The organism is Ferrovibrio sp. GW821-FHT12B10 (assembly GCF_058807515.1).
Window position 1 is genome coordinate 3,194,162 of record NZ_JBXAQT010000001.1, and the last position, 22,411, is coordinate 3,216,572.

Here is a 22,411-nt window from a genome sequence, read left to right on the forward strand (position 1 = left end):
GAGCCTTACGCCGCCTCGATCAGCACATGCTGCTTCTTGCCGAAGCTCAGGCGCAGCTGGCCATCGGCGCTCAGGTCAGCCGACGAGATCTTCTGGTTCTCGTCGGTGACGGCGGCGTCATTCAGCTTGATCGCATTGCCGCGGATATGGCGGCGCGCCTCGCCGCCTGACTTGGCGAAGCCGGCTTCCTGCACGAGGGCAAAGGCGGCGATGCCGTCATTGAGGCGGTCGCGGGCGATCTTCAGCACCGGCAGGTCGCCGCCGAAGCTGCCCTGCTCGAAGGCCTTCTTCGCGGTGTCGGCAGCCGCCTCGGCCGCCGCGCGCCCACGGCACAGCGCGGTGGCCTCGGTGGCGAGGATTTTCTTGGCCTCGTTCAGCTCGGCGCCCTGCAGCGTTTCCAGCCGCGCGATCTCGTCCAGCGGCAGGTCGGTGACCAGCTTGAGGAAACGCCCGACATCGGCGTCCTCGCAATTGCGCCAGTACTGCCAGTAGTCGTAATGCGACAGCATGTCCTCGTTGAGCCAGACCGCGCCGCTCGCTGTCTTGCCCATCTTCTGGCCCGACGCCGTGGTGAGCAGCGGGCAGGTGAGGCCGTGCAGGCTCATGTCCTGGGCGCGGCGGCCGAGTTCGACGCCGTTGACGATGTTGCCCCACTGGTCCGAGCCGCCCATCTGCAGATTGCAGTTGTAGCGCCGGCCCAGTTCGACGAAGTCGTAGGCCTGCAGGATCATGTAGTTGAATTCGAGGAAGCTGAGCGGCTGCTCGCGTTCCAGCCGCAGCTTCACGGAATCGAAGCTGAGCATGCGGTTGACCGAGAAGTGGCGGCCGTAGTCGCGCAGGAAGTCGATATACTGCAGCTTGTCGAGCCACTCGGCGTTGTTGGCCATGATCGCATCAGACGGGCCGTCGCCGAAGGTGACAAAGCGGCTGAACACCGTCTTGATGCTGTCCATGTTGGCCTGGATGCCTTCCGTGGTCAGCAGCTTGCGCGCCTCGTCCTTGCCCGACGGGTCGCCCACCTTGGTGGTGCCGCCGCCCATCAGCACGATGGGCTTGTGGCCGAACTGCTGCAGCCGGCGCAGCATCATGATCGAGAGCAGATGGCCGACATGCAGGCTGGGGCCGGTGCAGTCATAGCCGACATAGGCGGTGATCCCGACCGGCTTCTGCGCCAGGGCGTCGAGGCCGGCCGCGTCGGTGCACTGGTGCACATACCCGCGCTGGGTCATGGTTTGCAGGAAGTCGGAGCGCAACTCGGTCATCAGGCTTGCTCGTCGGGCGTGTTGGTCGTTGTTGGTCTGTGGGGGTCGATGTATCATACAGCCGTCAGCCCGCCTAGCTTCCGAGCGCCCCGCCTTGCCCCAGAAACCCGCCAAATCCTCTGCTGAAGGCTCTTCCGAAGCCCCCTGGATCGTGGGCCTGATGAGCGGCACCTCCATGGATGGCGTGGATGCGGCCCTGCTGCGCACCGATGGCGAGACCATCGCCGAATTCGGCCCGGCGCTCACCGTGCCCTATCCGCAGGAGGTGCGCGACACCATCCGCGCCGTGCTGGGCGTGCCGGCGGCGACGGCGGGCCAGATCCCGGTGGTCAGCCGCGTCGTCACCATCGCGCATCATGCCGCCGTCTCGGCGCTGCTGAAAATGGCCGGGCTCAAGCCCACCGATATCGCCTGGCTCGGCTTTCACGGCCAGACCATCCTGCACGACCCCGACGCGCCGCATCGCCGCACCTGGCAGACCGGCGACGGCGCGCTACTGGCCAAGCTCAGTGGCATCGATACCGTCAGCGACTTCCGTGCCCAGGATGTGGCGATGGGCGGACAGGGCGCGCCGCTGGTGCCCTTGTATCATTTGGCCCTCGCCCGCTATGCGCAGTTGGCCACGCCTTTGCTGGTGCTCAATCTCGGCGGCGTCGGCAATGTCACCTCTATCGGCGGCGCGACCGAAAGCGACCTGCTCGCCTTCGATACCGGGCCGGGCAATGCGCTGATCGACGACTGGATGCTGCGCCACGGCGGCAGGGCGCATGACGAGGGCGGCGCCATGGCGGCGCGCGGCCAGGTGAATGCCGATGCGCTGGCGAAACTGATGGCGCATCCGTATTTCGCGGCAAAGCCGCCAAAGTCGCTCGATCGCAATGCCTTCAGCGTCGATGCCGTGGAAGGCTTGAGCATGGAAGACGGCGCGGCGACGCTCACCGCCTTCACGGCCGCCAGCGTCGCGCGGGCTCTCAGTCATCTGCCGCAGCGACCGCTGCGCTGCCTGGTCTGCGGCGGCGGCCGCCACAATGCGACGCTGATGACCATGCTGACCCAGCATCTCAACATGCCGGTGGAAAGCGTAGAGGCCGTGCACTGGCGCGGCGACAGCCTGGAGGCCGAGGCCTTCGCCTTCCTGGCGGCGCGCGCGGCGCGCGGTCTTCCATTGAGCCTGCCCGGCACCACCGGCGTGCGCAGCCCCGTCAGCGGCGGCCGGCTGCACAGGGCTTAAGTCACACCAGCGTCTTCACCATCACATAGGTCGCGCCGCTGGCATGCGGGTGATAGGCGCCGCGGCGATAGCCCAGCAGTTCGTAGAAATCGACGGCGGTGAGTGAGGCCGAGAGGCCGAGCTCGCGCGCCCCGCGCCGGCGCGCATACTGTTCGACATGGTCGACCAGCGCCGTGCCCAGCCCGAGCCGCTGGTGCTCGGGCGCCACGAACAGCGCCCAGAGCCGGCCCTCGCCATAGCCCACGGTGCCGAGGATCTCGCCATCGCTTTCGGCCACGAAGACATCGCGCTGCCGGATGCGCTGCAGCACGCGCTCGGCCGAAAAATCCGCGAAGACGCGATTGATCTCGTCCACCGAATAATCGGCGGCATTGCTGACGCGCAGCGTGCGTTGCACCAGGGCACTGACGGCATCGGCATCAAGCTGGGTGGCGGGGCGGATCGTGATGGTGAACATGACATCTTGAAATATAGGAAGCCGGACGCGGGTGTCAGCAGGCCGGATATTACTCCGTAAACGGCCAGCGGGGCGAAGCGTCACAGCGCGATCACAGCGCTGCCCCGCGAGGACCATATTTGGCTCCAATCTGGCACGAATGACAGAAAAGCAGCCCCCAAAAACCGCCACCCACCGTCTCATCCTTGTTGTCGAAGACAATGACGCCGTACGTGAAGTGATTGTCGATGAATTGCGCGACAGCGGCTATCGCATCGCAGAGTCCGGCGATGCGGCCGGCGCATTGGCAATCACGGAGATCCCCGCGCTGATGGTCTGCGATATCGGCCTGCCGCGCATGCGCGGTCCTGAACTTGTGCGCCTGGCGCGCGAGCGCTGGCCCCGGCTGAAAGTGCTGTTCATCACCGGTTATGGCGATCTGGCGCTGGGGCCGATCACACTGGATGACGGCATGGCGCTGATGACCAAGCCGTTTTCCACCGTCGCCCTGGTCGCGCAGGTGCGCTTCCTGTTGGGCGAAAACGGCTCCGTGGTGGGCTAGGCGCGGCGGCGCTTCACGCCATCGATACGGCGGCCACTATGGTGCGTTGCGGAATGTGATCGGCCCGCAACGCCTGCGAATGACCGGGTGTGGTGATCATCGGGGCGACCGCATCGCCCACCAGATAGCTAAAGCCGGCCGCCGTGCCTACATTGACATCATCGGGATGACGCAGGTCCCAGAGCACGGTCTCCATCTTGTGCCAGGCGGCACGCTTGGCGAAGTTGGCCAGAAGCTGGAGGCGCGTGGCGGAATCCGGAATCCCATAGGGCATGGTGGTTGCCACCGCCTGGCAGCCGGTGCCGGCATAGAGGTCGATCAGGCGTGGGTCGGGCGCGATATGCAGCACGCGGGTCGAGCAGTAGCGCTGGATGTAATTCACGGCATCCGCGATGCGGCTGGCTGGCGTCCCGGCCGGGATATTGGTCATGACAATGCACAGATAGCGGAACAGACCGGCCGGCAGGTCTTTGAAGCGGTTGAGATAGACATTGCGCGTACGACTCTGTGTCAACGTCTCGAAGGAGACCGGCACGCTGATCACGCCCTGATGGCCGCCGGTCACCATGCGATGCATGCCCAGCAGCGCGGTGGTCAGGCTGTAGCGGTCGAGGAGGAATTCCAGTTCATGCGGATCTTCCAGCATCGGATCGCTGGCGTCGGCCGTACGGCCGGTCGGCATATGGGTGACCGTCACGGTGTAATAGGAAAAGGCCCGCCGTTTGGTGCTGAAGTTCGGATAGAAGGCGGCCTGGCATTCCTTCAGGAAGGCGGCGCTGGTCTTGCGCTGGAACAGGCTGGTCAGCGACTGGTCAAGATCGGTGAGGTCGGGGCCGGCCCCGAGCGCCGGCGCGGCGCGCGGCGCTTCAGGGTAGGTTTCGGCCGGTTCAACAGGGTCATCGCCGAACAGGAGGATGTTGTCTGCCTCCTTGGCGGCCAGGGAGCCGCCCGCCTTGACGTGATTCACCAGATCGTCGAGTGAATCGACCTTGCTGATGACAAAGTCCCGGTCGATTTCGGCCACGCTGGATGCGATACGGACATCGCAGTCAGGCATTTCCCCCAGGATCAGGCGCTGCGCCTCGTTAGCGATCGCGCTGGCCCTCGTGCGGGCCTGCATATGTGTCAGATGGACGAACAGCACCAGATACTCATCGTTTTCGAGGCGGAAATGCGCATCACCGGCGGCGAGCCGGCGGCGGATCACGCCCTCGACAATGCGATGAATGCTGTCGCGCCGCTGCGGCCATTCATCGCCCAGCGCCTCGCGGACTTCCTGGAGGCCGATCATCTGCAGATTGCCGGCCTGCATGCGTGTAGGTAGGCGGGTCGCATTGGCCTGGATATTGGCGAGCGGATGGGAGGCCGGCTGGTAGTCGCGGGCCGCATGGCCGAACAAGAAGGCCTTCAGGTGCTTCAGGACGCTCATGATTGTGTCCTCCTGCTGCCATTTTGGGCCTATTCGTACGATCTGAATGTCACTATTCGCTGACCCGCCAGCCGGAAGGCATGGAAAATCGGTTAGGTCGGACCGGCCAGGCGCTGGGGATCAGGCCGCCTTCGAGGCCGCCGCGACCGCGCGCGCCGGGATGTGATCGGCGCGCAGGGCCTGGCGATGGCCTGGTGTCGCGATCATCGGCGCAACCGCATCGCCCACCAGGAAGCTGAAGCCGGCCGCCGTGCCGATCTGGATATCCTCCGGCCGTGCCACGTTCCACAGCACGGACTCCATTTTGTACCAGGCAACGCGCTTGGCGAAATTGGCCAGCGCCACGGCGCGCGCCGTCGGATCGGCGATATTGGTCGGCAGCGAGGTCGCCATCACCTGGCAGCCGGTGCCGGAATAGAGATCGACCAGGCGCGGATCGGCGTCGATTTCCAGCACGCGGCTGGCGCTGAAGCGCTGGATGTAATTGATCGCATCGGCGATGCGGCTGGCCGGCGTGCCGTGCGGGATATTGGTGATCGTCATACTGATGTAGCGGAACAGGCCGGCCGGCAGGTCGTTGAAGCGGCTGAGATAGATGTTGCGGGTGCGCGCCTGCGCCAGGGTGGCGAAGGATACCGGCACGCTGATAAAGCCCTGATGGCCGCCGGTCACCATGCGGTGCAGGCCGAGCAGCGCGGTGGTCAGGCGATAGCGGTCGAGCAGGAATTCCAGTTCCTGCGGATCTTCCAGCATCGGATCGCTGGAATCGGCGAGGCGGCCGGTGGGGATATGCGTCAGCGTCACCGTGTAGAAGGAAAACGAGCGGCGCTTGGTGCTGAAGTTCGGATAGAAGGCGGCCTGGCATTCCTTCAGGAAGGAGGCGCTGGTCTTCTTCTGGAACAGGCTGGTCAGCGATTGGTCCAGATCGGTGAGGTCAGGGCCGGCGCCCATCAGCGGCACGGGGCGCTGCACTTCGTCGCAGTCGCCGCCGGTCAGCGGCTCGTCGCCGAACAGCAGGATGTTGTCGCCGTCTTCGGCGCTCTGGGCGGGTTTGCAGCCGCCGGCCTTGATGTGACTGACCAGCTCCTGCAGGGAGTCGACCTTGCTGGTGACGAACTCGCGATCGACTTCCGCCACGGTGGAGGCGATATGGAAATCGCAGTCGGGGATTTCACCCAGGATCAGGCGCTGCGCCTCTTCGGCAATGACGGCGGCCCGGGTCTTGGCCTGCGCATTGCTGAGCGTGGTGAACAACACCAGGTATTCGTCGCTGTCGAGGCGGAACTGCGCATCGCCGGCATCGAGGCGCTTGCGGATCACGCCTTCGACGATGTTGTGGATGGTATCGCGCCGCTTGGGCCATTCATCGCCCAGCGCTTCGCGAATGGCCTGCAGACCGATCATCTGCAGATTGCCAGCCTGCAGCCGCGCCGGGAGGCGCGAGGCATTGGCTTGCACCCGCGCGGTGGTGTGCGACAGGGGCTTATGCTCGGGCGTGGTGCCGCCAAAAAGAAAGCTTTTCAGGTTTTGCAGGGCGCTCATTGTCTTGTCCTCCTGCATCTCAGCCTGAACCAGTTCTGAAAATCCGGGAGTGAAAATTCGGTAATGTTTACAGAGTCTTACAAAACCTTACAAAACGCAGGTTCACGGGCTCCTTGATGCCGGGGGGCGGAGAACCGGCGTTTTTCAGGTATGTTCTTTTTTTGTTCCTATTCCTCTCGATCTGGGGTATCATGATCCACCTCTGACCAAGAGGAGGCCGACATGACCGGCATGATCGAGGCGGCATCGCAGGCCGCTAGTCTTCCCACGCGCATTGCTCAGACGCGCCGCCGTATCGACTGGAAAAAAGGTGCAGAGCTTCTGGTGGGCGGGCAGACGCCCGAGGCCGTTGCCGCCGCGCTTGATATCCCCGAGGCGCGGCTCTGGACCCATCTGCATCACAGCCTGCGCTTCGCCACGCATATCCAGCGTGCGATGGATCGCAAGCGGCTGCTGATGCAGATTCAGTATCCATCCCTGCAGGCGGCTACGATGCATCATGCCCTGCAAGATGTATCTGATGGCAATGCATTGCAGTGGCTGAAAGACCAGGCCGCCAGGGATGGGGTGGAAAAGCCGGTGCAGCAACTGCGTGCGACCGGCGGCCGTTATCCGAGTCAGGCTCTGCGCAAGCGCATCGCGGCCGAGCGGGCGGATATGGATGCGCAGGTGGCCGAGAGCAGTGTTGCGCTGGCCCGGATGACTGCAGCGCGGCGCGCCCCGGCAGCGGATAAGCCTGAGTTAGTGTCCGATAAGAAGGAAATAACGTCGGATAAGGCGCCGATAACGACGGATAAGGTCGAACTAACGACGGATAAGGTGGCAACAACGCCGGATAAGCCCCAGATCACGCGGGCCGATGGCCCCGTGCTGCCACCGCGTCATCCCGGCCCGCCGCGGATCAGCCCCACCATCGTCGATCTCACCGATATGGATGGGAATCCCTTGCCTGGAGGTGAATGGCCTGAAAAAGCGCGTCACCCCGGCCGAGCGTAGCGAGAGCCGGGGCCCCATTTTTAGACAAGGCTGTCATAGAGATCGCGCCATTCCGGATTGACCGACTGGATCAATGCGATCTTCCACGCGCGACGCCACCGTTTGACGCGTTTCTCGCGTTCGATAGCGAACCGAATACTCTCATGAGCTTCGACATAGACGAGATGTTTCAGCCCGTAGGTCTTTGTGAAGCCATCGACAAGGCCGCCACGATGTTCCCACGCACGCCGGTGTATGTCGGCGGTGACGCCCGTGTAGAGCGTCCCATAAGGCTTGTCGGTGACGATATATATCCACCCGCCTGCCATGCGGACAGGTCAGAAGAAATGGGGCCCCGGGTCAAGCCCGGGGCGACGGAATCTTGTCGTTCAACGAGGAGGAGATCAGCGCGCCGCCAGCCTTTAGCTGGCCGTCTGCGCGCCCTTGCCGGCGCGGGCCGAAGTCGGCAGGAAGGACGTCTTCACATACTTGTCGGCAGCGGCCGTCAGTTCGTCCAGCTTGCCTTCGAAGAAGTGATCGGCGCCGGTGATCTTCTTGTAGTCGATCTTGATGCCCTTCTGCAGCGCCAGCCGCTGTGCCAGCTTGGACACCTCGTTCTCGGACACGATCTTGTCCTCGGTGCCCTGGATGATCAGGCCCGACGAGGGGCAGGGCGCGAGGAAGCCGAAGTCGAACATGCCGGCCGGCGGCGCCACCGAGATGAAGCCGTCGATTTCCGGGCGGCGCATCAGGAGCTGCATCGAGATCCAGGCGCCGAAGGAGAAGCCGGCGATCCACACGGCCGAGGCATTGGCGTTGAAGCTCTGCAGCCAGTCGAGCGCCGAGGCCGCATCCGAGAGTTCGCCGATGCCCTGATCGAAGCTGCCCTGGCTGCGGCCGACGCCGCGGAAGTTGAAGCGCAGGACCGAGAAGCCGCGTTTGGCGAAGACATGAAACAGGTTGTAGGTCACCTTGTTGTTCATCGTTCCGCCGTACAGCGGATGCGGATGAAGGATCAGGGCGATCGGGGCATTGGCTTCCGGCCCGGGGTGATAGCGGCCTTCCAGCCGTCCGTCGGGACCGGGAAAAATGATATCAGGCATCGCGGTACGTCACTTTCGCCGCTTTCTGGGCTGGCTACGCCGTTGCTAGGGGGAGCGGCGCTGGATAATCGGTTGATCGGGCCATAGGGTCCGTATCTGGGTTTTACCATACTCGGCAGAGCGAAATTCAAGCTTAAAAGCAGGAAATGAACTCCACCTACCTTGACTATAACGCAACGGCACCACTGCGGCCCGAAGCCCGGGTGGCATTGCTGGCCGCATTGGAGGCGCCGGGGAACCCGTCTTCGGTGCACCGTTTCGGCCGCGCAGCGCGGGGAATCGCGGATACGGCGCGGGCCCAGGTGGCGGCGCTGGTCAAAGCGGCGCCCAAGCGCGTGGTCTTCACCGGCGGCGGCACCGAGGCCAACAACCTGGCCATTCGTCTGGCGGTGGAGAAGGCGGGGGTGAAAAGTGTCATCGTCGCCGGCATCGAGCACGACTCGGTTTTGCGACCGGCTCGCGATCTGGGGCTGCCCCCCTTTGATCTTCCGGTCCGCGAGCTGCCCGTCGAGTCTGATGGCGTGCTGGGGCAGGCGGCGTTGGTCCAGGCCCTGACCGAGATGCCGAAGCCGGCCCTGGTCTGCCTCATGCTGGCCAATAACGAGACCGGGGCGATCCAGCCGGTGCAGGCGGCGACGCAGATCGTCCATGAGCATGGCGGCCTGCTGCTCTGCGACGCCGTCCAGGCGGCCGGCAAGATCGAGGTCGATCTGGGCAAACTGGGCTGCGACTTCCTCACGCTGTCGGGCCACAAGCTCGGCGCCCCCACCGGGGTCGGCGCGCTGGTGCTGCGCGACGACTGGGCCCCGGCCCCGATGATCCGGGGCGGCGGGCAGGAGCTGGGCATGCGGGCCGGCACCGAGAACCTGGGCGGCATCGCCGCCTTCGGGGCCGCCGCCAGCGCCGCGCTCCATGGCCTGCTGGAGATGCACACCATCGCCCGCCAGCGCGACCGGCTCGAGGCCGCCCTGCTGGAGGCCTGCCCCGAGGCCCCGGTCCATGGCCGCGAGGCCCGGCTCGGCCGGCTCCCCAATACCCTTTGCATCGGCATGCCCGGCGTCCCCGCCGAGACCCAGGTCATGGCCTTCGACCTCGACGGTCTGGCGGTCTCGGCCGGCTCGGCCTGCTCCTCGGGCAAGGTCACGCCCAGCCATGTGCTGACCGCCATGGGCCTGCCGGAACAGGCGGCGCGTGAGGCCGTCCGCTTCAGTCTGGGCTGGGGCACCACGGCCGCCGATATCGACCGGGCGATCAAGGTCTGGACCGGCCTGCAGGGGCGCAAGCGGAAGTAATGTAGAAGTTTATATAGTAATATTATGTATATGATTATAAATGATATTATAGTTTAAATTGAAGTGGAATCACGCAAAAGAGTGCGCTGTAAATTCCCGGCTCCGTGAGTGGACGCTGTGCGCCGCAGACGATATATCCGGGCGGCCTTTCAGGAGTAGTTGATGCCCAAGATGACCTTCATCCAGCCCGACGGCAAACGCCTCGAGGTCGAGGCCCCGGTGGGGCTCTCCGTGCTGGAAATTGCCCATAAGCATGGTGTGGATATCGAGGGGGCCTGCGAGGGATCGCTGGCCTGCTCGACCTGCCATGTGGTCGTCGACCCCGACTGGTACGGCAGGCTGCCGGGCGCCAAGCCCGACGAGGAAGACATGCTCGACCTCGCCTTCGGCCTGACCAAGACCTCCCGGCTCGGCTGCCAGCTCATCATGTCGGACGCGCTGGACGGCCTGGTGGTCAGCCTGCCGACCGCCACCCGGAACATGATGTAACCGGCCGATCCCGGCCCCATCCCAAGAGTACCCTCGTGGACCTCTATCTCATCGTGGCGCTTGGCGCCGCGCTCGCCGGTTTCGTCCAGGGGCTTTCGGGCTTCGCCTTCGCGCTGGTCGCCATGTCGCTCTGGGCCTGGGTGCTCGACCCCCAGCTCGCCTCGGCGCTGGCCGTCTGCGGCGGTCTGAGCGGCCAGATCCTGTCCGCCGTCACCGTGCGCCGGGGCTTCGACTGGCGCCTGCTGCTGCCCTTCGTGGCTGGCGGCCTGGCCGGGATTCCGGTCGGCACCGGTCTGCTGCCGCTACTGGATGTGCAGGTCTTCAAGATCGTGCTGGGTGGCATCCTGGTGCTGGTCTGCCCGGTCATGCTGGTGGCCCAGCATCTGCCCCGCATCCGGATCGCCAACCCCCTGGCGGCCCGGCTGGCCGATGGCGCGGTCGGCGTGATCGGCGGCACGCTGGGCGGCATCGGCGGGTTTTCCGGCGTGGTGCCGACGCTGTGGTGCACGCTGCGCGGCATGCCCAAGGACAGCCAGCGCAGCGTGATCCAGAACTTCAACCTGGCCCTGCTGACCGTGGTGATGCTCACCTATGTCGCCAAGGGCATCGTCACCTGGGCGACCGTGCCGCTGCTGGCGGTCGTCGTGCCGGCGATGCTGATCCCGTCGCTGCTGGGCGCGAAGCTCTATATCGGCATCAGCGAAGCCGGCTTCCGGCGCACTGTGCTGGGGCTGCTGATCCTGTCGGGCCTGGCCATGCTGGCCTCGGCCCTGCCCAGGGTGCTCTAGTCGCGGAAATACTCGGCCGGGTAATGCGCCCGGATGCCGGAGACGAAGGCCAGCGAGCGCGAAAGGTGGTCGCGCACCTCCTGTCCGGCGGTGACCGGATCGCCGGCCGCGATGGCGTCGACGATGGCGATATGGTCGCGCAGGGTCTGGTCCACCTTGCCCTTCATCGGCAGATGCAGGCGGCGCAGCCGCTCGATATGGCCGTTGCGCCGCTGCACGTTGAGCCACAGGTCGGGGATGCCGGCCGCGTCATACAGCATGCGGTGGAAGGCGCGGTCATGGGCGTTGAACTGCAGCAGCTCGCCGCTTTCGGCGCAGGCCTGCTGCAGTTTCAGATTCTGTCGTAGCCGTTCCACCAGTCCCGCATCGGGGTTGCTGGCCAGCGTGTGCACGGTCTCCACCTCGATGGAGCGGCGCAGGAAGGCGGCCTGGCGCGCATGGTCCAGGTCGATGCGGCTCACCACGGTGGCATGCTGCGGGAAGATGTCGACCAGCGCTTCCTCGGCCAGCTTCATCAGCGCGTCGCGGATCGGCGTCGAACTCAGGCCGAACTGCAGCTGCAGCTCCTGCCGCGACAACACCGTGCCCGGCACCAGCTCCACATTGATGATGGCGTCGCGAAGGTGTTCGAAAACCTGCGGCGCGGCCTGGCGGGAACGGTCGCGGACGGGGGTGAGGGCGAGGGTGCTCAGGGTGACGGTCATGGCGCGTCTATAGCAGGTTTCGGCGGTTGACGCACTAATGCATTAGTGATTTGCTCCGACTCATAACAAGACCAACCGGAGGAAACCAATGACCCTGAAATCCCTGATGGGGGCGGCTGCCCTCGCGCTGGCCGTGGTCGGCGCGGCGCAGGCCCAGCAGTATCCCGAGCGCAATGTCACCATGATCGTGCCGTTCCCGGCGGGTGGCTCGTCCGACATCACGGGCCGCAACATGGCGTCCAAGCTGACCGAAAGCTTGGGCAAGACCGTGGTGGTCGACAACCGCGCCGGCGCCAACGGCTCGCTCGGCGCCACGCTGCTCAAGCAGGCCGCGCCCGATGGCTACACTATCCTGGTCGGCTCGATCGGTGTCTTCGGCATCAACCCGGCGCTGTTCAAGGATCTGAAATACGATCCGCTGAAGGACTTCGACCTGCTCACTGTGGCTGTCCGCACGCCCAACGTGCTGGTTGCCAATCCGAACATCCCGGCCAGCACCGTGGCGGAACTGATCGCCCATATGAAGAAGAACCCGGGCAAGGTCTCGTTCGCATCCTCGGGCACCGGCTCGTCGGATCACCTGACCGCTGCGTTGTTCATGCAGAAGATCGGCGTCGAAGGCGTGCATGTGCCCTACAAGGGCGGCGGGCCGGCCATCACCGACCTGATCGGCGGCCATGCCGACGTGTCGTTCCAGAATCTGGGCGCCATCGCCAACCATGTGCGCGGCGGCAAGCTGAAGGCGCTGGCCGTCACCGCCGACAAGCGCAATGCCGCGCTGCCGGATGTGCCGACGATGGCGGAAGCCGGCGTGAAGGACGTGGAGGTCTATTCCTGGCAGGCGGCGGCTGCGCCGAAGGGCCTGCCGCCGGCCATCCGTGCCCGCCTGGAGAAGGACATGATCGCCGGGCTCAATGCGCCCGACATGAAGGCGAAGTTCAACGACATTGGCTTCGACGTGGTCGCGAATTCCAGCAAGGAGTTCGAGACCTTCCTGGCGGCCGAGATCGCGCGGTGGAAAACCGTGATCGAGGTCGGCAAGATTCAGCCGGAATAAGTTCAGCAAGTCCCCGGGGCGGACATCATGTCCGCCCCATTTCTTTTCCTGACGAGTTAGATCATGGCCAGCAAGAAGAAGACCCCCGACCAGCTTCGCTCCGCCCGCTGGTTCGCGCCGGACGACCTGCGCAGCTTCGGGCATCGCTCGCGCATCATGCAGATGGGCTATGCCCCGGCCGACTGGGTCGACAAACCGGTGATCGCGTTGGTCAACACCTGGTCCGACATCAATCCCTGCCATGCGCATTTCAAGCATCGCGTCGAGGATGTGAAGCGTGGCGTGCTGCAGGCCGGCGGCCTGCCGATCGAACTGCCGGCGATCTCTGTGGCGGAGAATTTCGTCAAGCCGACCACCATGCTTTATCGCAACATGCTGGCGATGGAGACCGAGGAGCTGATCCGCAGCCATCCGGTCGACGGCGTGGTGCTGATGGGCGGCTGCGACAAGTCCACGCCCGGCCTGCTGATGGGCGCGACCAGCGCCGGCCTGCCGATGATCTACCTGCCGGCCGGGCCGATGCTGCGCGGCAACTGGAAGGGTAAGATTCTCGGCTCGGGTTCGGATGCCTGGAAATTCTGGGACGAGCGCCGCGCCGGCAACATTACCGATCAGGAATGGACCGATATCGAAGCGGGTATCGCGCGCTCCTATGGCACCTGCATGACCATGGGCACGGCAGCGACGATGATGGCGATCGCGGAATCGATCGGCATGACCCTGCCGGGCGCGTCCTCGATTCCGGCCGCCGATTCCAACCACATCCGCATGAGCGGCGACTGCGGCCGCCGCATCGTCGACATGGTGTGGGAAGACCTGACGCCGCAGAAGATTCAGACCCGCAAGGCTTATGAGAATGCCATCGCGGTGGCGATGGCGATGGGTTGCTCGACCAACGCCATCATCCATCTGATCGGCATGGCGCGCCGTGCCGGCCAGGATATCAGCCTGGATGATTTCGAGATCGCCTCGCGCAAGGTGCCGGTGATCGCCAATATCCGACCCTCGGGCGACCAGTATCTGATGGAGGATTTCTATTACGCCGGCGGCCTGCCGGGCCTGATGACCCGGATCAAGGACCACCTGCATCTCGACGTCGTCACCGTCACGGGCAAGACGCTGGCGGAGAATATCGAGCGCGCCGATGTATACCAGGATGACGTCATCCGCACGGTCGACAATCCGATCTATGCCGAAGGTGCGCTGGCGGTGCTGAAGGGCAACCTTGCGCCCGATGGCTGCGTGATCAAGCCGAGCGCCTGCGACCCGCGCTTCCTCAAGCATTCCGGACCGGCGCTGGTATTCGACGATTATCCGTCGATGAAGAAGGCGGTGGATGACGAGACCCTGGATGTCACCGCCGACCATGTGCTGATCCTGCGCAATGCGGGGCCGCTCGGTGGGCCGGGCATGCCGGAATGGGGCATGCTGCCAATTCCGAAGAAGCTGGTGAAGCAGGGCGTGCGCGACATGGTGCGCCTGTCGGACGCGCGCATGAGCGGCACCAGCTATGGCGCCTGCATCCTGCATGTGGCGCCGGAATCCTATATCGGCGGGCCGCTCGCTCTGGTGAAGAATGGCGACATCATCTCGCTGGATGTCGACAAGCGCAGTATCACGCTGGATGTGCCCGAGGCCGAGCTGGCGAAACGCAAGGCGGCCTGGAAGCAGCCCGAGCCACGCTACGAGCGCGGCTATGGCTGGATGTTCAGCAAGCATATCAAGCAGGCCGACCAGGGCTGCGACTTCGACTTCCTCGAGACCGGCTTCGGTGCGCCGGTCCGCGAACCGGATATTTTCTGATGTGGACGCCCGCCGTACGCTATCCCGATCCGGCCGTGCAGGTGCTGGACCAGAGCTTTGCCAAATACCGTCTGGGCATGGCGGCGGTGGAGCGCATCGCCACCGGCTATCGCTGGTGCGAGGGCCCGGTCTGGTTCGGCGAGCATCGCGCGCTGATCTGGAGCGACATCCCGAATAACCAGATGCTGCGCTGGGACGAGCAGAGCGGGGCGGTCAGCATTTTCCGCAAGCCGTCGAACAACGCCAACGGCAATACGCGTGACCGGCAGGGCCGGCTGATCACCTGCGAGCACCTGACCCGTCGCGTCACCCGCACCGAATACGATGGCAGCATCACCGTGCTGGCCGACAGCTTCGAAGGCAAGCCGCTGAACTCACCCAATGACGTGGTGGTGAAATCCGACGGTTCGATCTGGTTCACCGATCCGCCATTCGGCATCGGTGGCAATTACGAAGGTCGCCGCGCCAAATCGGAAGTGGGGCAGAATGTCTATCGCCTCGATCCGGAGACGAAAGAGCTGACGGTTGTCGCCGATGACGTGCTGGGTCCGAACGGCCTGGCATTCTCGCCGGACGAAAGCCGGCTCTACATCGTGGAATCGCGCGCCACGCCCAACCGACTGATCCGTGTCTATGACGTGAAGGGCAAGGGCATCACCAACGGCAAGGTGCTGATCGACTGCGGCAAGGGCACCTCGGATGGTTTCCGTGTCGATGTCGACGGCAATCTGTGGTGCGGCTGGGGCATGGGTGACGATGCACTGGATGGGGTGATGATCTTCAATCCGGATGGCAAGGCTATCGGGCGGATCGCGCTGCCTGAACGCTGCGCCAATCTCTGCTTCGGCGGCGAACATCGCAATCGCCTGTTCATGGCCTCCAGCCAGTCGGTCTATGCGCTCTATACCGATGCGCAGGGCGCGACGCTGTCTTGATCTTTCAGTGCGTGAAGCCAACACCGGCAGCATAGCCGGGAAACGGGAGAGGACAGATGAAGAGCAGTGACATGAAGACAAGCCGGCGATCCTTCGTCACCGGTGGTGCGGCTGCGCTGGCCACCGCAGGCGTGGCGTCCAAGGCCTTTGCGCAATGGGTGCCGACGGCGCGCTATCCCGATCCGGCCGTGCAGGTGCTGGATCAGAGCTTCGGCAAATACCGTCTGGGCCTGGCCGCCGTCGAACGCATCGCCACCGGCTTCCGTTGGTGCGAGGGGCCGGTCTGGTTCGGCGATGGCCGCTATCTGTTGTGGAGCGATATTCCCAATAACCGCATCATGCGCTGGGACGAGCAGACCGGCGCAGTCACGCCTTTCCGCAGTCCGGCGAACTATCCCAATGGCAACACGCGCGACCGCCAGGGCCGCCTGATCACCTGCGAGAACATGAACCGTCGCATCACGCGCACGGAATATGACGGCCGCATCACCACGCTGGTCGACAAGTTCGAGGGCAAGCCACTCAATTCGCCGAACGACGTGGTGGTGAAGTCGGACAACACGATCTGGTTCACCGATCCGTCATTCGGCATCGGTGGCAATTACGAGGGTCGCAAGGCCAATGCCGAGCTGCCGACCAACGTCTATCGCTACGATCCGGCGAGCAAGAAGCTGACCGTGGTGATCGACGACATCAAGTTCCCCAACGGCCTGTGCTTCTCGCCCGACGAGAGCAAGCTGTATGTCATCGATGTGCGCAGCAATCCCACCCGCACGATCAAGTCCTATGACGTGGGCGCCGGGGGCAAGCTGTCGAACATGAAGGCGCTGATCGACTGCGGCAAGGGCACGGCCGATGGCATGCGCTGCGATGTCGACGGCAATCTCTGGGTTGGCTGGGGCATGGGCAGCGATGATCTCGATGGCGTGATGATCTTCAATCCCGATGGCAAGGCCATCGGACGGATCGCGCTGCCTGAGCGCTGCGCCAATCTTTGCTTCGGCGGCGAGATGCGCAACCGACTGTTCATGGCCTCGAGTCAGTCGATCTATTCACTGTATGTCGACACGCAGGGCGCGGTCGGCGGCTGAGTTTCAATCGGGGGCTGCGACCCGTCTATGCCGGGCCGCAGTCCCAGTTTTCTTCTGAAAGGACGTTATTGTGAGCATGCTGAAACCTGAGACCCGCGACAAGCTGAAGACCGTCAGCACCGCAACGCTGGCCACGGCGCTGTACAAGCGTGGCCTGCGCAACCAGTTCATCCAGGACGTGAAGCCGCTCAATCCGTCGCTGCCCACCATGGTGGGCGAAGCCTTCACGCTGCGCTACATGCCGGCGCGCGAGGACCTCAATCCGATCACCGTGTTCCAGAACCCCGAGCATCCGCAGCGCAAGGCGGTGGAAGTCTGCCCGGCTGGCGCGGTGCTGGTGATGGACAGCCGCAAGGATCCGCGCGCGGCATCGGCCGGCTCGATCCTGATCTCGCGCCTGATGGTGCGCGGTGTGGCTGGCGTGGTGACCGACGGCGGTTTCCGCGATGCCGCCGAGATCGCGCAGCTCAAGATTCCGGCCTTCCACAGCCGCCCTTCGGCGCCGACCAACCTGACGCTGCATCAGGCCATCGACATCAATGTGCCGATCGGCTGCGGCGATGCGCCGGTGTTTCCGGGCGACGTGATCGTCGGTGACGGCGATGGCGTGATGGTGATCCCGGCCGGCATCGCCGACGAGATTGCCGACGAGGCGGTCGAGATGACGGCGTTCGAGGATTTCGTCACCGAGCAGGTGCTGGGCGGCCGCTCGATCAAGGGGCTCTATCCGGCCACCGATCCGCAGACCAAGGTGGACTTCGAGGCCTGGCGCAAGAAGATGGGGCGGTAACACTGCCGCTTTTCAGACGGGGAAGGCGCCATGCCGCAGGCTGGCGCCTTCTCTTTTGTCCGTAATCACATGGAAATAATGTTTATATTTTCTAAACCTTGATTTTGGGTGGAGAATACGAAATATCTGGCTACACAAAGCGGCCGACTCATATTATATGTGTACATATGAATTAGGCTGTGCGTTCCGGTCAGCCCCGCCGTTTTCCCTGACCAGTCCCTGAGATCGAGCCGAACCCATGACGACCTCTGCTGCCGCCGTTGCCGCTTCCGCGCCTTCCCATCCGCTGCTCAAGCCGGGCGGCAACCTGCGTGAGGAGGAAGTGACCTTCGTCCATCATTGGACCGACAGTCTCTTCACCTTCCGCACCACGCGCGACCCCAGCTTCCGTTTCATCAACGGCCAGTTCGCCATGATCGGGTTGATTGTCGACAACAAGCCGCTGCTGCGCGCCTATTCGATGGCGAGCGCCAATTACGAAGAGCATCTGGAATTCTTCTCGATCAAGGTGCAGGATGGCCCACTGACTTCGCGCCTCCAGCATCTCAAAGTGGGCGACAAGATCATCGTCGGCCGCAAGGCAACCGGCACGCTGCTGCAGGACAACCTGCATCCGGGCAAGACGCTGTACCTGCTTGGCACCGGCACCGGCCTCGCACCCTTCATGTCGATCATCAAGGACCATGAAGCCTACGAGCGCTACGAGCGCGTCGTGCTGGTGCATGGCGTGCGCACCGTGGGTGAGCTGGCTTATCAGGATTACATCACGCGCGAGCTGCCGGAGAACGAGTTCTTCGGCGAGGATGTGAAGCAGAAGCTGCTCTACTATCCGACCGTGACGCGCGAGGAGTTCCGCAACAAGGGCCGCATCACCGACCTGATCCGCAGCGGCAAGCTGTTCAGCGACCTGGGCCTGCCGCCGCTCAACATCGAGACCGATCGCCTAATGCTCTGCGGCAGCCCGCAGATGCTGAGCGAGATGCGCGAGATGCTGGATGGCCAGAACTGGGTTGAAGGTAGCACCACAGGCGCCGGCCATTACGTGATCGAGAAGGCCTTCGTCGAGCAGTAAGCCGGATGACCAGGGTCATTCGCATCGTTGCTGCGGTCATTCGCGACGACGAGGGACGCGCGCTGTTGGTGCGCAAGCGCGGCACATCCGCTTTCATGCAGCCCGGCGGCAAGCTTGAGCCGGGCGAGGACGACCTGATTGCACTGGCGCGCGAGCTGGATGAAGAACTCGGCTGCCGCTTCGATGCTGCGACCGTGCGTTTCCTCGGCGATTTCAGCGCACCGGCCGCCAACGAGCCGGACCATCAGGTGGAGGCGGCCGTCTATGCCGTGACGGCCGAGGGTGAAATCTCCATCCGGGCCGAGATCGAGGAACTGTGTTGGGTCGATCCTGCCGCGGTGCCCGCGGGGCTTACGTTGGCACCGCTGACGCGCGATCACATCCTGCCGGCGTTGCGCTAGGTTTTCGCCAAGACCTGCATCAGTGCCAGCCCCGCCCAGGTGGCGATCAGGCAGGCCAGCACCGACAGCGCCACATGGCCGCCGGCCCGCAGCAGCAGGCCTTCGCGCAGCAGGGTCAGCGTCTGCAGGCTGAAGCTGGAAAACGTCGTGAAGCCGCCGCAGATGCCGACGATCAGGAACAGCCGGGCGTTGTCGCTGATGGTCCAGCGCCCGTCGCCCGCCATACCGCCATTCATGGCCAGGGCGGCGAAGATGCCGATGGCGAACGAGCCGGCGATATTCACCAGCACGGTGCCCCAAGGAAAGTTGACGTTCAGGCGGCTGTCGATGGCCCCGGCCATCCAGAAGCGGGCGATGCTGCCCAGCGCGCCGCCGGCGGCGATGTAGAGATATCCGGTCATGGTGGCCAGTCCTTTGTGAATGGGGACCCTAGGGATTTTTGCCGCAGGCGTCAAAGTGCTCTTGGCCGGACCGGGCGGGTTGGCTAGTCTGCCGCCCCATGAGCGCGAGTCCCGAATTCATCGAGTTCGTCCAGGAACTGTTCGCCCCGCTGGGCGGCATCGCCGTCCGCCGCATGTTCGGCGGGGCGGGGGTCTATTCCCGGGGCATCATGTTCGCCCTGGTACATGACGACACCATCCATCTGAAGGCCGATGTCGAAAGCCAGAAGGCTTTTCTGGCGCGCGACTGCGGCCCCTTTGTCTATCAGGCCGGCAACAGCAAGCCGATGCAGATGAGCTACTGGAAGATGCCGGCCGAGCTGATCGACGATGCCGACCAGGCTGTGGAATGGGGCAGGACTGCGTTAGAGATTGCCCGCGCCGCCAAGGCCGCGGTGCCACCGCCGTCGCGCCGCGTATCCACCTCGGCCCGCTGGCGCCGCTGACGCCATCCTAATAGCAGGTGACATGGGTCGTCGACCCGATGGACTGGGTGTTGCAGTTCCATAGACGGTACTGCGACATGTTCTGCTGCATGCGCAGGCCGTTCAGTTCGGTCTGGATATTCTGCATCTGCTGGGTCTGCAGGATTTGCTGGTTCAGCATCATCTGATTTTGGAATGCGGCCTCGCCGGCAGTCTGGCCGCGGCTATAGGCATCGGCGATCCGGCTTTGCTGCTCGGAATAGGCCGACAGGATTTCAACATAGCGGTTGTTGTAGGCACCGAAGCTGATCTCGCCTGCATGAAGGCGGGACCGCAGATCGCTGATCCGGATGTCGCGGACATCCTCGAAGGCATAAGTTGTATAGCCGGCTTGCTTATACGCTGCCTTGCAGTTGCGCGCCGTCTCTTCGAAGACGCGGGCGGCTTCGCGTTGTTCGGGCGTCGCCCGGCGGTTGTCACTCAGCATGGCCGGCGTGGGCACGGCTTTGAGCTGCATGGCTTCAACCACGATCTGGCCCCGGAGCGGATCAAGGCGCTTGTCGGCCAACTGGGCCTGGCAATCGCGGTCAGCGGTAGATCCAGTGATATTGGGGCGCAGGTCGGAACGGGGCGAGCAGGCCGCGATCAGGCCCGCCACCAATGCTGCGAGCAGCCCGTGAATCTTCATAAAAATCCCCCTGTGTTTGAATTTGATTTTCGAATATTTTTCCTCTAATCGGATAACAAGTCGAGAAAAATGCAACTGCCGGGGTGGGGGATTTCTATGCGCAACCGATGGATTGCCGTTGCAGTTCTGCTCATGCTGCCGGGCTGCAGCATCACTTACAACATCGCCGGCTATTTCGAGAATTCCGATGAGCCGTTTTCGGGCCAGGTCAGCGTCGCCATCGGCGATCGCGGCACCGTGGCAGTCGCATCAGACAGCGGTGCGCTGACCTGCAAGGGGACTTCGCAGGTGGTTCAGCGCCCCAGCGGGTTCGTCCGCACCGGCGGGCGCGCGGTGGCGGAAGCACTGTGCAATGATGGCCGCACCTTCAAGGTGGAAGTGGTGCAGGATCGCGAAACCGGCGGCAGTGGCGAAGGGGTCGATGACCGCGGCAACATCGTTCATGTCTTTTTTGATGAGTCAATGAACGTGGCGAAGAACGCCGCCCAGAAGGAAAAGTTGCAGCAACTCAGAGCCAATGCGGCACAGCCGGCTGCTGCGACTGTGCCGGCACGCACCAGCACCGATCGGTTGCGCGAGCTGCAGGTGCTGCGGGAGTCCAAGCTGATTACCGAAGACGAATACCAGACTCGCCGCAAGGCGGTCGTCGACGGCCTCTAGCGGCTCAGGTTGGGAAGCGTCTCGCCGCCCACGGTGCGGGCGAGGCCGCGGAACAGTGCCACCATCGCCCCGCTCTCATCCGTCACCGTCATGTCGTATATGCTGCTGCGGCCCGTGGTGGAGCGCAGTTCGGCCTTTGCCGTCAACACGGCGCCGACTGCCACCGGCTTCAGGTAGTTGATGTCGCATTGCTGCGCCACGGTGGCCTGGTTGAAGGAATTGCAGGCATAGCCAAACGCACTGTCCGCCAGCGTGAAGATGATGCCGCCATGGCAGGTGCCGTGGCTGTTCACCATGTCGGGCTGCACGGTCATGCGCAGCACGCTGCCGCCCGGGCTCATGCTGACGAGTGCGATACCGAGCCGGCGCGCCGCGAGATCGCGCTCGGCCGCCGCCTTGCCGATCGTGTCGGCCAATTCCTGCGGCGTCATTACTTACCGGTGAACTTGGCGGCGCGCTTCTGCAGGAAGGCCGTCACGCCCTCGATGAAGTCGCGGGTGCGGCCGGCCACCACTTGCGCCTCGCGCTCGGCTTCCAGCTGCGCATCCAGCCCGTTGTTCCAGGACTGGCGCACCAGCTTGCGAATCTGCACCAGGCCGATGGTCGGTCCGCTGGCGAATTTCTTCGCCACCTTGCTAGCTTCCTCCATCAGCGCGTTATCCTCGACGCATTTCCAGATCAGGCCCCACTCGGCGGCGGTCTCGGCCGGCAGCGGCTGGCCCAGCATGGTGAGGCCGAGCGCGCGCGCGGTGCCGGCGAGGCGCGGCAGGAAATAGGTGCTGCCGGCATCGGGCACCAGGCCGATATTGGCGAAGGCCTGCAGGAAGCTGGCCGACTTCGCCGCGATCACGATGTCGCCAGTCAGCGCCAGGCTCATGCCAGCGCCAGCCGCCGGGCCGTTGATCGCGGTGACCACCGGCATGCGATAGGCGGCGAGCTTGCGGATCACCGGGTGATAGTTGGTGTGCAGCGCGCGGCCGAGATCGGGCGGGCCGCCATCCTGCATCAGGTCGCCGCTGGCCAGATCCGCGCCAGAGCAGAAGCCGCGGCCGGCGCCGGTGAGCAGCAGGCAGCGCATGCTGTCATCGGCCTCGATCTCGCCGAGTGCATTCAGCAGCTCGACCATCAGTTCGTTGCTCATGGCGTTGAGCCGCTCGGGGCGGTTCAGCGTCACGGTGGCGACGCCGTCGGTCTTGTCGACGATCAGGGTGTTCCAGGCCATGCGTTTCTCTCCCG

26 protein-coding genes are annotated in these 22,411 nt (G+C 64.2%); 15 read left to right on the plus strand and 11 right to left on the minus strand.

Annotation, left to right across the window (positions count from 1 at the left end; translation table 11 throughout):
• Nucleotides 1-5 precede the first annotated feature (5 nt).
• Entirely contained in the window at nt 6-1,262 is a 1,257-nt protein-coding gene (gene tyrS / locus AC1RRT_RS15930; RefSeq protein WP_493014793.1) for a tyrosine--tRNA ligase, read from the minus strand.
• Nucleotides 1,263-1,422: 160 nt separating this feature from the next.
• On the opposite strand from tyrS, the gene AC1RRT_RS15935 reads away from it, so the two are divergent.
• Nucleotides 1,423-2,493 (plus strand): anhydro-N-acetylmuramic acid kinase, encoded by a 1,071-nt coding sequence (locus tag AC1RRT_RS15935; protein WP_493015185.1) that lies wholly within the window; start codon nt 1,423-1,425, stop codon nt 2,491-2,493.
• Between the two features lies 1 nt (nt 2,494).
• Here the strand turns inward: AC1RRT_RS15935 and AC1RRT_RS15940 are convergent, their stop codons facing one another.
• The gene (locus tag AC1RRT_RS15940; protein WP_493014794.1) at nt 2,495-2,950 is read right to left on the minus strand and encodes a GNAT family N-acetyltransferase; all 456 of its coding nucleotides are present in this window, start codon (nt 2,948-2,950) and stop codon (nt 2,495-2,497) included.
• Nucleotides 2,951-3,089: 139 nt separating this feature from the next.
• Between AC1RRT_RS15940 and AC1RRT_RS15945 the strand changes: the two genes are divergently transcribed.
• On the plus strand, nt 3,090-3,491 hold the full coding sequence (locus AC1RRT_RS15945; RefSeq protein ID WP_493014795.1) for a response regulator: 402 nt from the start codon (nt 3,090-3,092) through the stop codon (nt 3,489-3,491).
• 13 nt (nt 3,492-3,504) lie between these two features.
• Here the strand turns inward: AC1RRT_RS15945 and AC1RRT_RS15950 are convergent, their stop codons facing one another.
• Both AC1RRT_RS15950 and AC1RRT_RS15955 read right to left on the minus strand, forming a co-directional pair.
• A complete protein-coding gene (locus AC1RRT_RS15950; protein WP_493014796.1) occupies nt 3,505-4,920 on the minus strand; it encodes a hypothetical protein in 1,416 nt (471 codons plus the stop codon).
• Nucleotides 4,921-5,040: 120 nt separating this feature from the next.
• The gene (locus AC1RRT_RS15955) at nt 5,041-6,462 is read right to left on the minus strand and encodes a hypothetical protein (protein WP_493014797.1); all 1,422 of its coding nucleotides are present in this window, start codon (nt 6,460-6,462) and stop codon (nt 5,041-5,043) included.
• Nucleotides 6,463-6,684: 222 nt separating this feature from the next.
• Here AC1RRT_RS15955 and AC1RRT_RS15960 point away from each other — a divergent pair, with 222 nt between their 5' ends.
• A complete protein-coding gene (locus tag AC1RRT_RS15960) occupies nt 6,685-7,458 on the plus strand; it encodes a hypothetical protein (protein WP_493014798.1) in 774 nt (257 codons plus the stop codon).
• A gap of 20 nt (nt 7,459-7,478) precedes the next feature.
• Here AC1RRT_RS15960 and AC1RRT_RS15965 read toward each other — a convergent pair whose 3' ends face one another.
• Complete coding sequence (locus tag AC1RRT_RS15965) at nt 7,479-7,766, minus strand: GIY-YIG nuclease family protein (protein WP_493014799.1); 288 nt, start codon at nt 7,764-7,766, stop codon at nt 7,479-7,481.
• 93 nt (nt 7,767-7,859) lie between these two features.
• Nucleotides 7,860-8,540 carry an alpha/beta hydrolase gene (locus AC1RRT_RS15970; protein WP_493014800.1) on the minus strand — a complete coding sequence of 227 codons (681 nt, stop codon included), beginning with the start codon at nt 8,538-8,540 and terminating at the stop codon, nt 7,860-7,862.
• A 146-nt stretch (nt 8,541-8,686) separates the two neighbouring features.
• On the opposite strand from AC1RRT_RS15970, the gene AC1RRT_RS15975 reads away from it, so the two are divergent.
• The 3 genes from AC1RRT_RS15975 (at nt 8,687) to AC1RRT_RS15985 (ending at nt 11,109) form a co-directional block, all read left to right on the plus strand.
• The gene (locus AC1RRT_RS15975) at nt 8,687-9,832 is read left to right on the plus strand and encodes a cysteine desulfurase family protein (RefSeq protein ID WP_493014801.1); all 1,146 of its coding nucleotides are present in this window, start codon (nt 8,687-8,689) and stop codon (nt 9,830-9,832) included.
• A gap of 162 nt (nt 9,833-9,994) precedes the next feature.
• The gene (locus AC1RRT_RS15980; protein WP_493014802.1) at nt 9,995-10,321 is read left to right on the plus strand and encodes a ferredoxin family 2Fe-2S iron-sulfur cluster binding protein; all 327 of its coding nucleotides are present in this window, start codon (nt 9,995-9,997) and stop codon (nt 10,319-10,321) included.
• 35 nt (nt 10,322-10,356) lie between these two features.
• Nucleotides 10,357-11,109: a sulfite exporter TauE/SafE family protein gene (locus AC1RRT_RS15985; protein WP_493014803.1), complete on the plus strand. Its 753-nt coding sequence runs from the start codon at nt 10,357-10,359 to the stop codon at nt 11,107-11,109.
• Here the strand turns inward: AC1RRT_RS15985 and AC1RRT_RS15990 are convergent.
• Nucleotides 11,106-11,813, minus strand: a complete 708-nt coding sequence (locus tag AC1RRT_RS15990; RefSeq protein WP_493014804.1) for a GntR family transcriptional regulator — start codon at nt 11,811-11,813, stop codon at nt 11,106-11,108. The genes AC1RRT_RS15985 and AC1RRT_RS15990 overlap by 4 nt on opposite strands.
• 88 nt (nt 11,814-11,901) lie before the next feature.
• On the opposite strand from AC1RRT_RS15990, the gene AC1RRT_RS15995 reads away from it, so the two are divergent.
• From AC1RRT_RS15995 to AC1RRT_RS16025, 7 genes are all read left to right on the plus strand, one after another.
• A complete protein-coding gene (locus AC1RRT_RS15995; protein WP_493014805.1) occupies nt 11,902-12,870 on the plus strand; it encodes a Bug family tripartite tricarboxylate transporter substrate binding protein in 969 nt (322 codons plus the stop codon).
• A 63-nt stretch (nt 12,871-12,933) separates the two neighbouring features.
• Entirely contained in the window at nt 12,934-14,673 is a 1,740-nt protein-coding gene (gene araD, locus AC1RRT_RS16000) for an L-arabinonate dehydratase (RefSeq protein WP_493014806.1), read from the plus strand.
• Entirely contained in the window at nt 14,673-15,608 is a 936-nt protein-coding gene (locus tag AC1RRT_RS16005; RefSeq protein WP_493014807.1) for an SMP-30/gluconolactonase/LRE family protein, read from the plus strand. The genes araD and AC1RRT_RS16005 overlap by 1 nt, the downstream gene beginning before the upstream one ends.
• 56 nt (nt 15,609-15,664) lie before the next feature.
• Nucleotides 15,665-16,699 (plus strand): SMP-30/gluconolactonase/LRE family protein, encoded by a 1,035-nt coding sequence (locus AC1RRT_RS16010; RefSeq protein WP_493014808.1) that lies wholly within the window; start codon nt 15,665-15,667, stop codon nt 16,697-16,699.
• Nucleotides 16,700-16,775: 76 nt separating this feature from the next.
• Nucleotides 16,776-17,489, plus strand: coding sequence for a ribonuclease activity regulator RraA (locus AC1RRT_RS16015; protein WP_493015186.1), 714 nt, complete (start codon nt 16,776-16,778; stop codon nt 17,487-17,489).
• A gap of 238 nt (nt 17,490-17,727) precedes the next feature.
• Nucleotides 17,728-18,561 carry a ferredoxin--NADP reductase gene (locus AC1RRT_RS16020; protein WP_493014809.1) on the plus strand — a complete coding sequence of 278 codons (834 nt, stop codon included), beginning with the start codon at nt 17,728-17,730 and terminating at the stop codon, nt 18,559-18,561.
• Between the two features lie 5 nt (nt 18,562-18,566).
• Entirely contained in the window at nt 18,567-18,962 is a 396-nt protein-coding gene (locus tag AC1RRT_RS16025) for an NUDIX hydrolase (protein WP_493014810.1), read from the plus strand.
• Here the strand turns inward: AC1RRT_RS16025 and crcB are convergent.
• The gene (gene crcB / locus AC1RRT_RS16030; RefSeq protein ID WP_493014811.1) at nt 18,959-19,363 is read right to left on the minus strand and encodes a fluoride efflux transporter CrcB; all 405 of its coding nucleotides are present in this window, start codon (nt 19,361-19,363) and stop codon (nt 18,959-18,961) included. The genes AC1RRT_RS16025 and crcB overlap by 4 nt on opposite strands.
• Before the next feature lie 98 nt (nt 19,364-19,461).
• Here crcB and AC1RRT_RS16035 point away from each other — a divergent pair, with 98 nt between their 5' ends.
• Nucleotides 19,462-19,848: a TfoX/Sxy family protein gene (locus tag AC1RRT_RS16035; protein WP_493014812.1), complete on the plus strand. Its 387-nt coding sequence runs from the start codon at nt 19,462-19,464 to the stop codon at nt 19,846-19,848.
• Nucleotides 19,849-19,855: 7 nt separating this feature from the next.
• Here AC1RRT_RS16035 and AC1RRT_RS16040 read toward each other — a convergent pair whose 3' ends face one another.
• The gene (locus AC1RRT_RS16040; protein ID WP_493014813.1) at nt 19,856-20,515 is read right to left on the minus strand and encodes a hypothetical protein; all 660 of its coding nucleotides are present in this window, start codon (nt 20,513-20,515) and stop codon (nt 19,856-19,858) included.
• Between the two features lie 96 nt (nt 20,516-20,611).
• Here AC1RRT_RS16040 and AC1RRT_RS16045 point away from each other — a divergent pair, with 96 nt between their 5' ends.
• Nucleotides 20,612-21,175, plus strand: a complete 564-nt coding sequence (locus AC1RRT_RS16045; protein ID WP_493014814.1) for an SHOCT domain-containing protein — start codon at nt 20,612-20,614, stop codon at nt 21,173-21,175.
• Here the strand turns inward: AC1RRT_RS16045 and paaI are convergent.
• A complete protein-coding gene (gene paaI / locus AC1RRT_RS16050) occupies nt 21,172-21,606 on the minus strand; it encodes a hydroxyphenylacetyl-CoA thioesterase PaaI (RefSeq protein WP_493014815.1) in 435 nt (144 codons plus the stop codon). The genes AC1RRT_RS16045 and paaI overlap by 4 nt on opposite strands.
• Nucleotides 21,606-22,397 (minus strand): enoyl-CoA hydratase-related protein, encoded by a 792-nt coding sequence (locus tag AC1RRT_RS16055; protein ID WP_493014816.1) that lies wholly within the window; start codon nt 22,395-22,397, stop codon nt 21,606-21,608. Before AC1RRT_RS16055 ends, paaI begins: the two co-directional genes overlap by 1 nt.
• Nucleotides 22,398-22,411 lie beyond the last annotated feature (14 nt).